The organism is Streptomyces sp. UH6, from assembly GCF_013421635.1.
Classification (GTDB): Bacteria; Actinomycetota; Actinomycetes; order Streptomycetales; family Streptomycetaceae; genus Streptomyces; species Streptomyces abyssomicinicus.
Genome location: NZ_JACADT010001262.1, coordinates 1 through 1364, shown reverse-complemented (window position 1 = coordinate 1364; position 1364 = coordinate 1). Strand labels below are relative to the sequence as shown.

Below are 1364 nucleotides of genomic sequence, written 5' to 3'. Positions count from 1 at the left end.
GGCGGGCGGGCTACTCGCAGACGACCTCGTCGCCCGTGACGACGCCCTCCTCGCCCTGGTAGGGGTCTTCCGCCTTGACCTTGCGGACGCCCTTGAAGTCCGCCCCGGCGAGCACCCGCAGGGTCGGCCCCAGACCCGGCCGCGCCCGCAGCTCACTCCCCGGCAGCGCCGTCGCGAGCGACTTCGCGGACCGGTCCCACCGCGGGTCGTGCAGCACGACCGTCCGCCGCAGCGACCGGTCACCCGCGTTCACCGGCGACCCCGTGGTCACGAACCCCGTCGCCGCCAGCCCGTCGTCCACCCGCAGGCCCAGCCCCGGCGTCATCGTGCCGTTCTCCACCTGGACCCGGATCTGTTCCGGTGCCACCGGCACCCGCACCGCCTTGCGACGCTTCGCTGCGTACGGCGCCAGCGGCCGGTCCTCGCGCAGCGCCGCGAAGATCTTCCGCGCCTTCCGGTCGTTCCACTTCAGCGTCTCGCCGACGACACCCGGCGCCCGGTACCTCATCGTGGCGATCGGCACGGTGGTGAACTCCGAGGACGACGGCGAGAAGTGCCGCATCGCCCGGCCCAGGTCGAACATCTCCGACGTCCCGAAGTTCCGGTCCGCGCGCACCGACCCCAGCACCGTGCCCGCGACGTCCCGCAGCTTCACCGGGTTGAGCAGCACCCCGGAGGAGGTGGCCTGCTGGATCAGCGCCGCCAGGAACCGCTGCTGGCGCTGCATCCGACCGAAGTCGGAGGCGGCGTCCACGTGCCGGGCGCGGACGTACTGCAGCGACCGGCCGCCGTCGAGCCGGTGCTGTCCCGGCCGGAGGTTCAGCCCGGTGTTCGCGTCCTTCAAGGGCCTGGCGGTGCAGATCCGCACGCCGCCCAGCACGTCGACGGTGCGGATGAAGCTGGTGAAGTCGACCTCCAGGTAGTGGTCGATCTTCACGGCGGTCATCTTCTCGACGGTCCGCACGGTGAGCTGCGGTCCGCCCTCCGCGTACGCCGCGTTCAGCCGCACCGGATGCCCCGGGCGCTTCTTCCCGGTGTCCGGGTCGGTGTACTCCGGCGTCACCGCGTAGGAGTCCCGCGGCAGGCTCACCACACTGGCCCGGCCGCGGTCCTCGGAGATGTGGACGATCATCATGGTGTCCGTGCAGTGGCACGGCGCGCCGCCGAGGCGGTACTTGCGCCGCTGTTCCGGGGTGATCCTGTCGCGCCCGTCGGTGCCGACCACCAGGACGTTGGTGCCGTGGCCCGGGTGCGGGCGGTTCTTCATGTCGCGGAACGGGTCGACGCGCGCGATGCCGTCGTCGATGCCGGTCAGCACCGAGTGCCCGATGCCGGCCGTGGCGAGGACGGTCACCGAGAGCGCG

General features: G+C 72.4%; 1 protein-coding gene. It reads right to left on the bottom strand.

The window, feature by feature from the left end:
- Positions 1-10: 10 nt before the first annotated feature.
- Positions 11-1364, bottom strand: a 1354-nt coding sequence (locus HW445_RS31115) for an LCP family protein (RefSeq protein ID WP_180224126.1), incomplete at its 5' end; no start/stop codon positions are given.